The organism is Fimbriimonadaceae bacterium, assembly GCA_019638775.1.
In the GTDB taxonomy this organism is placed as follows: Bacteria; Armatimonadota; Fimbriimonadia; order Fimbriimonadales; family Fimbriimonadaceae; genus JAHBTD01.
On sequence record JAHBTD010000036.1, the window covers coordinates 1 to 9,222 of the forward strand.

The 9,222-nt window shown below is 56.8% G+C and carries 12 protein-coding genes; 3 read left to right on the plus strand and 9 right to left on the minus strand.

The genetic code is table 11. The features are described 5' to 3' along the window. From KF784_18535 to KF784_18550, 4 genes are all read right to left on the minus strand, one after another. Positions 1 to 237: hypothetical protein (locus tag KF784_18535; protein MBX3121062.1), on the minus strand; the 237-nt coding region annotated here is incomplete at its 3' end. A 215-nt stretch (positions 238 to 452) separates the two neighbouring features. Then, positions 453 to 932, minus strand: coding sequence for a DUF3015 family protein (locus KF784_18540; protein MBX3121063.1), 480 nt, complete (start codon positions 930 to 932; stop codon positions 453 to 455). Positions 933 to 1,066: 134 nt separating this feature from the next. Further along, entirely contained in the window at positions 1,067 to 1,504 is a 438-nt protein-coding gene (locus tag KF784_18545) for a hypothetical protein (GenBank protein ID MBX3121064.1), read from the minus strand. A gap of 128 nt (positions 1,505 to 1,632) precedes the next feature. Beyond that, positions 1,633 to 2,790 (minus strand): hypothetical protein, encoded by a 1,158-nt coding sequence (locus tag KF784_18550; protein MBX3121065.1) that lies wholly within the window; start codon positions 2,788 to 2,790, stop codon positions 1,633 to 1,635. A 315-nt stretch (positions 2,791 to 3,105) separates the two neighbouring features. On the opposite strand from KF784_18550, the gene KF784_18555 reads away from it, so the two are divergent. Continuing rightward, complete coding sequence (locus KF784_18555; GenBank protein MBX3121066.1) at positions 3,106 to 3,633, plus strand: hypothetical protein; 528 nt, start codon at positions 3,106 to 3,108, stop codon at positions 3,631 to 3,633. A gap of 201 nt (positions 3,634 to 3,834) precedes the next feature. Here KF784_18555 and KF784_18560 read toward each other — a convergent pair whose 3' ends face one another. The 5 genes from KF784_18560 to KF784_18580 all read right to left on the minus strand — a co-directional run bounded on the left by KF784_18560 (position 3,835) and on the right by KF784_18580 (position 8,041). Further along, complete coding sequence (locus KF784_18560) at positions 3,835 to 4,146, minus strand: type II toxin-antitoxin system RelE/ParE family toxin (protein MBX3121067.1); 312 nt, start codon at positions 4,144 to 4,146, stop codon at positions 3,835 to 3,837. Continuing rightward, a complete protein-coding gene (locus KF784_18565; GenBank protein MBX3121068.1) occupies positions 4,136 to 4,441 on the minus strand; it encodes a type II toxin-antitoxin system Phd/YefM family antitoxin in 306 nt (101 codons plus the stop codon). The genes KF784_18560 and KF784_18565 overlap by 11 nt, the downstream gene beginning before the upstream one ends. 477 nt (positions 4,442 to 4,918) lie before the next feature. After that, the gene (locus KF784_18570; protein ID MBX3121069.1) at positions 4,919 to 5,629 is read right to left on the minus strand and encodes a DUF1508 domain-containing protein; all 711 of its coding nucleotides are present in this window, start codon (positions 5,627 to 5,629) and stop codon (positions 4,919 to 4,921) included. Further along, positions 5,626 to 7,422 (minus strand): hypothetical protein, encoded by a 1,797-nt coding sequence (locus tag KF784_18575; protein ID MBX3121070.1) that lies wholly within the window; start codon positions 7,420 to 7,422, stop codon positions 5,626 to 5,628. The genes KF784_18570 and KF784_18575 overlap by 4 nt, the downstream gene beginning before the upstream one ends. Positions 7,423 to 7,669: 247 nt before the next feature. Beyond that, positions 7,670 to 8,041 (minus strand): hypothetical protein, encoded by a 372-nt coding sequence (locus KF784_18580; protein MBX3121071.1) that lies wholly within the window; start codon positions 8,039 to 8,041, stop codon positions 7,670 to 7,672. Positions 8,042 to 8,290: 249 nt separating this feature from the next. Between KF784_18580 and KF784_18585 the strand changes: the two genes are divergently transcribed. Further along, entirely contained in the window at positions 8,291 to 8,602 is a 312-nt protein-coding gene (locus KF784_18585) for a hypothetical protein (GenBank protein MBX3121072.1), read from the plus strand. Between the two features lie 92 nt (positions 8,603 to 8,694). Continuing rightward, positions 8,695 to 9,087 carry a hypothetical protein gene (locus KF784_18590; GenBank protein ID MBX3121073.1) on the plus strand — a complete coding sequence of 131 codons (393 nt, stop codon included), beginning with the start codon at positions 8,695 to 8,697 and terminating at the stop codon, positions 9,085 to 9,087. Positions 9,088 to 9,222 lie beyond the last annotated feature (135 nt).

The window sequence follows — 9,222 nt, forward strand, 5'->3', positions numbered from 1 at the left end:
GGCGTGGATGGGGCCGAATATCTGGGCGACGAGGTCGGGATTCCGATCGACCTTCCAGGTTCGGTAGGCGTCCGGCGAGTAGGAAATGAGAAAGGTGCCGTCGCCTTCCGTCTTGCCGACGCCCAGGACATCGTCTTCACTGAAAAAAGGATCGAAGTCGAGCGCACGAACGGTCAGGCCGGCGATGCCGGCCCCCCGTTCATCGATGACACGTCCGTGGATGCTGATGTTCGCCATAGGTTCCGTCAGGTGACCGAAACCTACGCCGCTCGCTCCGGCCTGTCAACCGCCGATGTGCGAAGGAATACGTGTATTTATGCGGGGTAGGGAAACGTGATGTGTCAGGGTGAAACAGGGGTCGGGGTGAGGGACCGCCTTCGAATGGGGACCATCATCCCGATCCCGGTCTCGTCATCGGTTTGAACTGATTATCTGCCCAGATAACTCGACACTCATTGACGGGCAGTGAGCTGCCTGCCGTATCCGTTTGCCCAGGCTATGTCGACGACTCGTTCGCTGGATTGCGCGACCGACATCTGCTCATCGAAGAGCGTGGGGTACGAGGCTGTCACCGTTGTTTGAAAGTCGGGCCAGCGGTCTGCCGACACACCAGCCAGGGCTGCGAGCGACGCCAGATATTCTCCTTGGCCGCGAGCGATATCCGCGCGGAGGTTTTCGTGCGTATGCGTCGCGAAGACCGTAGCCCGTTGTTTCGCCCTGAGCAATCGGCCGTCTGTTAGCGCGCCGGGCGTGGTGCTCGACGTGAATTCGGTCGTCGGATCGAGGAACTCTTTGGTCGCTCCGCTCGTTCCGTTCGTGAGTTGCGTGGTGGCGTCGAACGGCGCTTTCGTCAACTCGACGGTCGCGTCCGTCATACAGCCGCCGAGGGTGAGGATTAATCCGGGAATCAGTGCGAAGCGCGTGGTGATCATAGGAAGCCTCCTGGGTTCGCCCGATGTGTACAACACTGACATACCACATCCAACGCCAGGGCCGACCCTAGGAGGAGCCCTAGTTGGGGAGAGAATTGGACAGAGCTATAAATCGATACACTTTGCAGGCGGGATTAATTCCCAGGAATGGAATGGCCGGTTTCCTCGGGTGCTTGAGCTAGGCTTCTCGGCATGGCCCAACTCTTGTCGGGATCATTAATTTTTAACTGCCGTATGCCCTCAGGGAATCGCCCCTGGATTTTTTCATATTCACCCCATACCTCGCTGTTGGGGTGTTTCCAATCATGAATGTAATAGACCGATTGGATTTTTGCCTGCAGGAGTTCCTTAGTGCAACCGAAACAAGGCCTCATGGTCGTGTAAACAATCCCACGTTCGACCGCGATTCCAAACCTCGCCGCCGATAGGAGAACATTCTGCTCCGCATGTACGCAAATACACACGTCATAGGCATTTCCCGAACCATACTTGTCCCTATTCAAACAGCGATCACATCCACCCTCGTCGCAGTTTTTCATGTCCTCCGGGGTGCCGTTATATCCCGTGGACACTATGCGATCATCGCCTCACGGTTTCACAGTCGATAATGGAGAATGGTCGAGCCTGGAATGGCAAATGCCGCTTGTATTTGTCACCCCTCCATTTTCCTTCGTGTAGACCGATAATTTTGGAATTGATCCTATAGACGGCGACCCCACCACCTCTTTCCCAATCCTGCATCTTTCATCAGCTCGTCGTAAGACTTCTGGACCTCACCAAGGAATTCCTTCGGATAAGGATTGGTCGGGTGAAAGTATTCCAAGAACTGTTCCAAAGTGGGCATACCCGCTGTGGATGCGTTTATGTCTATGCCTAGTGATATACGGCATCGGTTATACCACGTGTCTTCGCCATAGTGTTTTCCCGCCTCATCCCAACGGCTCAGGACTGCCCTAAATTCTCCCACGTGCATTAAGTAGTTCTTGCGTTCTTGGTCAAAATCTGATCCTGGCAACACGTCCTCTGGCTTTAGATATCCGTAATTCTCCAGAATAGTTTCTTCGGCGGCTTCATTGTTTTGTCGGAAAATGCCCTCCATTGCACGCACCCATTTCTTCAACCATTGATCCCTTTTGGCTTCGGGGTCGTACAGGATAATCGTCAATATCTCCTCTGGGGAGAGTGCAGTGGAGGTCTCGATGGTATCGGCGGTGAAATTCTTCCATATGTCCTGATTTGCCCGAAGACGGCCCAGTACGGGAGCATAGAACTTCTCAAGTTGCTCCTTTGCGCTTTGTTTTCTTTGTTTGGGTCTCTCGGTCGCGAATAGCGTAACTATGATAACTAAAAGAGGAAAAACAGTACCTTTCACTATTTCCCAAACTATTTCCAACCATGAACCCCGTGTGCTCTTTTGACCGCCAATGCTGTCAATCTTTGTAGTAAGGTTCGAGATAGCTGTTATCAGATCAGTGTCCACGACTTCCGCACAAAAATTTCCAGATATGGCCTCGCGGTCCTTGGCAGGTTTGCTGTCTCTTGCGATCCGGGTATTTAGGGTGGAGATTTCCTTCGTAAGGTCTTGGATGGTTTTCTCTAACTGGCCATAGCTTTGAGGCGTTGTTGGAGGTGTGCTACGGTGAATCTCTGTGAGAGCGCCCAGGGTCCTAGCAATGCAGGTGATATCCCCTGAATTGGCTGCGATGCTGGCTTTCAGTTGGTCATACTGAGAAGAATGCGAGGGGCTCTCTGAAGGCCATGCAAGCCCTGGGCTGGTGAGTAGTGTTGTGACTATGACAATGACCAAGAGGGGAGGGGGTAGCGCGGAACGATCCCTATGCTGGACGAGCTGGTACATTTCGAACCTCCACCGCACGGGAGAATTCATAGCTCACATGATAGGAATGCGGTTCTATGCTAGGGCATCGCGCACGGCATTCTACTCATGGGCGTGGTTTTTCACAAGTCACTGATGGGGCAGGCGCGATAGTTTTCTGGTCACTTATGGGGTATACAGAGAATAAAGACCTTGTACTCTCCGCCGCAACATCGCTGCAATACCAGCTATGCACGTCACGAGGCGCTTTCGTGCGTGTTCAAGGTTGGCCATCGTTAGCAGCATCCGCAAACCATTCTATTGCTGCCTGGTTACAAAATGGGGCCGAACCAGATAATGGACATATTTGCCCAGGAAGAATGTAGGAGAACAATCGATCGCTTCGCAGAGTTGATCAATAGTGGCATCTTTAATGATGGCAATCGAAAACATGTGCTGTTTTGGTCGGCCTTCATTGAGCTAATGATTTGCCTCCGTGATCTGCTGGAAAAGTCCCGCAAATACGCAATGCGCGTTTCCTTTACGGATGATATCCTGCCGAATGATTACGTGAAGGATGTGCATGATGCGGTAGTCGCGATGAGGGACGCTGGTTGCCATATCGATTCGTATAAGAAGCACCTCAATAGGCCACAATACCGGGCCTCGTTCATGGTTGTGCGAGGAAAGGGCCGACTACTTAATATAGGCGGCATTGAACTCTCAGCAGATTATGAAGACGATCTGGCATTCTTTCATGGCATAAACCGTCTCTACATGAGACGACACATCATCCGAGCCTTCGAAGAAGCCAAGGCTTTGCTAAGCCCGCTCATGACGGAAATTCAACTTGCAGATAAACCACCGGCAGCAACCACTGATTAAATGCTGGCCAGGGTATGTGGTAAGGGGGACGGTATGTGGTGCTGAATCCGGTGCGCGCGCGCCTCACTCGCAAGCCGGAGACGTATGCCTGCTCGAGTTATCGGGCGACCGCGGGGCTCACGCCTGTTCCGCCCTATCTGACCGTGGAGTTGGTGCTCCCGCAGTTTAGGCGAAAGCGGGCTGCTGCGGAGACCTGTTCTTCTATCGCTTCTGCTGTGTTAACCGTTTAAGTGCTTCCTGATAGACCGCGAGATCTTCCCGTTTTCCAATAGCGACGACTTCCACCAGGATCTCCTGGTCGATGATCCGGTACACGATACGGATCGATTTCTTGGCTGCGTAAAGTTTGTAGTAGCCGGTGAGATCGAGGCCAGCGCGATTGCCAAGATGTTCGCCAAGCCGTGGGGCGGTTTCGAGTTTCCTGAGCTGCTTTGCAACCGGTGCTTTCAGGGATCCATCAAGCTGTCGAAAGTCCTGGGCAGCTGCGACGGTCAGAACGACGCTATATCGCAACGCGCTGCTCCTTCAGCAACGACTCCAAGCTGACGGTTTTCTTGCCTTTCTTGCGTGCCCGCTGTGTCACCAGGCGATGGATCTCCATATGCTCCAACAAGTCGAGCGCCTCCGCCATCTTTTCATAGTCATCCACCGGCACGATCACAGCTTCCACCTGATTGTTCTTGAGGACGACGACTCGCCGCCGCTGCTGGGCCTTCAGCGCGGTCAGCACTTTTCCGAACGACCGCGCGACCCGAGATGCGCTGAGAATTTCTTCCTTCTTGTAGGCCACGGCCATGTGGTACCTCATGATTTGTTATGCGTGTAATATCGCGTACGATTATATGCAATCACAGACCAAAAATGCCATGTGATGTAAGGGGGAGAGATCCCCTTAAGTGATTCGAGTTCATGGCTCTCTCTGCTACCCTGTGATTCCTGACCCGAAGTTGGTTGAGCGGCTTGCGCGCTACCTTCCCAATCACGGCGTCTCGCCGGCACTCGAACCATTGAGAGGACAGTTGAGTAACCGATTGGGGTCAGTCATTGTCTTGACTTTCAAGTGCGCTGACTGGCTGTCACCTGCCATGGCGTGCCCCTCTTCACTATCGCATTGAGAATCGTGAGGCGCTTCCGCATGCAGGCTGTCAATGCCGGCTTCTCCGCCTGACACAAGCGAGCCCCCCGTGAGCACAACTCACGCACGAGATTGTTTCAGTGTCCGACAGGGCCGGTCGTTCGGTGCAGAGGTATGAAGCGCCGTGGCGCCGGGACATTCACGAGGCAGCTACTTCCGCTTTTTGGGGCTAGCCGGTGAAGAGGGAATATCGAGCGAACGGACAGGCGCTCGTGAGCCCGATTCTTTCATCCAGCGAAGGTCTGCTTCACAGGCTGCACGGTTTGGGTATGGCTTGGCGCACTCCGCCACAATTCGCCCATCGTTGTGATGAAGGCGCCACCGGAACTCTTTCCCTCGGTCACGATAAATTTCATAGAAGCCAAGGCGTGGCGCCGACGGAACACCGGGGAGCCCCAACGCTCCCCAATCGGGATGCGCCCGCAATTGTTCGCCGGTAATGCGTCCTGCCGCGCGGATTCCCTTGGGGGCACGGCCGAGCAGCGCTTGCACCTCGGCCATATCAACCGGCCGCTGGCGTAGCTTCGAGAGATCCATCACGCTGATCGAGATGTCCCCAAGGGGACCCTCGTGGGCGATCGGCACATCGACATAGACGATGGCCGTATCCTGGCGAGCAAGGCTGTGCCCCGGCTGCTGCGGCCGTGAAATCCCGCGAACCGATCGCGGATCGTTGAACGAATGCACGATCGCCGTCGTCCCTCCGACCGTGACCTCAGCGAGATAACTTCCCTCTAGGACTGGCCGTTGGACGGCCGGCCCTTCCAGCGGTTTCATGCCGGCGAGGCGGACTCCTTGTGCCGTGAATTCGAGCGCGACCCGGATGCGCCGTTGTCCGCGCCACTGCGGGTGTGGGCTCATTCGAACACCTCCAGATCGGAAAGAATCTTTCGCCCGCAGACCGGACACCAGGGTGGATTGTTTTGGTTCATCCGGCATTCCAGCACCGGCCGAAAGAGCCCGGTCGTATAGGAACCTCCGGCCCCTTCAAACGCGCCCACGCTGGTGCGGCGATTCCACCCGGCGGGTGGACGGGCTGCATGTGTCGGTAACGGGGTATTGGGGGCGACGAGGTCGAACCATTTGAGCCTCGTCCAATCCGACGGCGCCTCCGAGAGATTCGGGTAGTTGCTCACGCCGGTGTACGTTTCCCTGGCGCTGTCGCTGAGGTATTCATCGCCCAGGCGAAACAGGTTGTGCCCCAGCTCATGGGCCACGGTCGTCATGCCGCTGCCTTCCGTAAAATAACCAGTGCCGGGGCCGATCGAGCTGCACCCGCCCCAGGTGTCCGACTTGACGAGCACGATGACATGGTCGGCCTCGGGAGCGAAGCGCAGGCGCAGTTTTTCGATGCGCGCGTCCGTAAACGTCGACAGATCGAACCAACAACGATCCCAGCTGTCGTTGGGAATGAGGCCGAGCCGGGAGGATTTGAACACGTCCGAGGTGATGGTGCCTCTCGTACTGTAGCGACGCTCTCGAACACCGGACTCCACCGACACCAAGTCGACCCGAACGACACGGAACGCGCCTTGATGCAACAGCAGCTGATCCAGGCTTAACGCCACCAGCACCTGACTGGTGACCTGCGACCGATAGGCAGGCATGTCGGCCTCGGCATAGCCGTCCCCCATGATCAGGATCGAGAGTTTGGGATCCGATCCAGGGCGGCCCACCACATGCTCGGCGCGATCGTGGAGGGCTGTGCCGTGGTTTACCCAAGTCCAGCGAGACCCATCCCACGTGCGCTCGTAGAGCCGTCCGTTGGCCGTGGATACGAACAGCTTACTGTCCATCATGGCGGCGCCGGGGGCGGCGTTGACGGTGGTGCCGGGTGGGGTATCGTGATCCACCCAAACCCACCGGCTGCCGTTCCATAACCGTTCATACAGGTGCCCATTGCCGGTGCCGACAAACAGCTTACTGTCCATCATGGCGGCGCCGGGGGCCGTGGCGACGGTCGTCCCGGGCGGCGCGCCGTGGTCCACCCAGACCCACTGACTCCCGTTCCACACTCGCTCGAACAATCGTCCGTCTGCGGTGCCGACGAAGAGTTTACTGTTCATCATCGCCGCCCCAGGCGCCGTGGCCACGGACGTGCCGATCGGCAGGCCATGGTCGACCCACACCCATTGAGTCCCGTTCCAGACACGTTCGTAGAGCCGTCCGTTCGCGGTGCCGACAAACAGCTTACTGTCCATCATGGCGGCACCGGGGGCCGTGGCGACGGTGGTGGCCGGCGGCGTGCCGTGATCGTTCCACACCCAACGCCCCAGGTCGTTCCGCCAATGGCGTTCCCACAGATGCCCGTCGTCCGTGACGACGAAAAATTTCTCATTCAACATTTCAGCGCCGGGACCGTGCACTATGGGACGATTGCCGGGTCGCCCATGGCTGTTCCAGGCCCAGCGTCCGAGGTCGCTTCGCCAATGCCGTTCCCACAGACTGCCGTCGGCCACGACGACAAACAGTTTTTCATCCAGCATCGCCGCGCCGGGCGTACCGGTGACTGGACTGCCCTCGGGCTTGCCATGGTTGATCCAGATCCACTCGTCCCCATCCCACCATCGCTCGTAGAGATCGCGGAACTCGCCGTTCAGGCGTGAGACGAAGAGTTTGCTGTCCAACATGGCCGCGCCGGGTCCGCTAATCATACGATCCTCGAATGAAGGCTCCGTCGTAGAACCGGAGGCTTAGAAACATGAACGTCGTAGAATACGATCGACTCGAGCGGGTGGTCGAGGTCCCGCACTGAGCACTCCTTGAAATCCGCGACCGTCGACTGGCGGCGGTCTGGGACAGGCGACTGTTCTCCGGCCCTATCGGCCTCGATGCGGCGCATTATCGGCGCCTGCGTTGACTCAGTCAATGCGTCCACGGCGCCACGAGGTCCTCATACTTTCACGCAGTGAGGAAGAGTCCTTCTCTCGGTCCCGGCGGGTGAACCGTTTGCGTGCTTTCTGATAGACCGCGAGATCTTCGCGCTTTCCAATGGCAACGACTTCGACCAGGCGCTCTTGGTTGATGATCAGATAGACGCTGCGGATCTATCGCACGTCGGTGCTCCTTCAGCAACGACTCCAAGGTGACGGTGTTCTTGCCTTTCTTGCGCGCCCGTTGTGTGACCAGGCGATGGATCTCCATGTGCTCCAAGAGATCGAGCGCCTCGGCCATCTTTTCATAGTCATCCACCGGCACGATCACAGTTTCCACCTGATTGTTTTTGAGGATGACCGCTCGCCGCCGATGCTGAGCCTTCAGATCGGTCAGCACTTTTCCGAAGGACCGCGAATCGAGATGCGCTGAGATTTCTTCTTGAAGGACCAACGCTCTGTTTTTCGATACAACTTTACAGCCAGGCTTGTCTGACGTAGATCAATGGCGTAGGGCATGACTTGCGTCTTGTCGAGCAGCCGGTCTTTCCGAGCTTATGTAGCGCGTCATCGATGATGATCGGAAGGAAGGTCGGGCCCTCTCTGTTCCAGTGGTCCGAAGCAGGGAATATCGCTGTTGCCACCCACGATGCCCCGATTCCCTCAAACGTTCGCCGCTTGGCTGTTGACCGTCCTTGGAAGCCTCTTGCTGCTGATCGCTTTGGTACTGCACTGGGGGATGTACTTGGTGGTGTTTGGTCATAAAACTGTATCTCCCGGCGGCGGTGAATTTGCGGTCGCATTGTTCGGAGGTTTGCCCGCTACGCTGCTGGCATCGGCATGCTTGGGCATTGCCAGCAGCAGGCCGGTATGGAGATCGACTGCGTCGGTGATGGCCATCGGTGCGGCCGGTGCATTGCTGCTGTCGTGGGTCCTGGTCATTGTTTTGTGGCCGCGATGAGCATGGGACTTGTAAGAAGAAGCGTTCCTCATTGCATGACCCAAGACGACTCAACGAATCATGTTCGTTCTGATCGCTGAACGCAGGGCCCCATGAACACAGGCCATCAAGTCACCTTCACCTCCGACTTCTTCAAGCCCATCCCGGGTGAGGATGAGCACACCAATCCCGGATGTTATGGCAAAGCATGGGCCACCTGGCTCGCCGAGCGGCTGCGGGAGCGAGGGGTTTCAGTCGAAGGCGTCATCCCGGAAGATTTTGGCTGGGTGGTGATGATCTCGCGCAAGCCATTCATGCTGTGGCTGGCGTGCAGCAACACGGATGGCAGCACAGATGAATGGATGGTCTATCCCGTCGCGGAACTGTCGGTAACGCAGCGCCTCTTCAAGCGTGTTGACCCTGCCCCTGAGCTCGAACGATTAAGGGGCCATCTGGCCGAGGTCGTTCCGCTCATTCCCGGTGTCACGAATATTGTGTGGGAGTGAATGCCTGAGGCTCGCCGTATCGTGAGCCACCCAGCGCGGGTCTCTCGACGCAACGGCACCGTCTCCTGCTGAACCACGAATCATTTGACTGATTCCTTCTGACCCTTTATCGTCGCGCCATGGGTGTGGACGAGC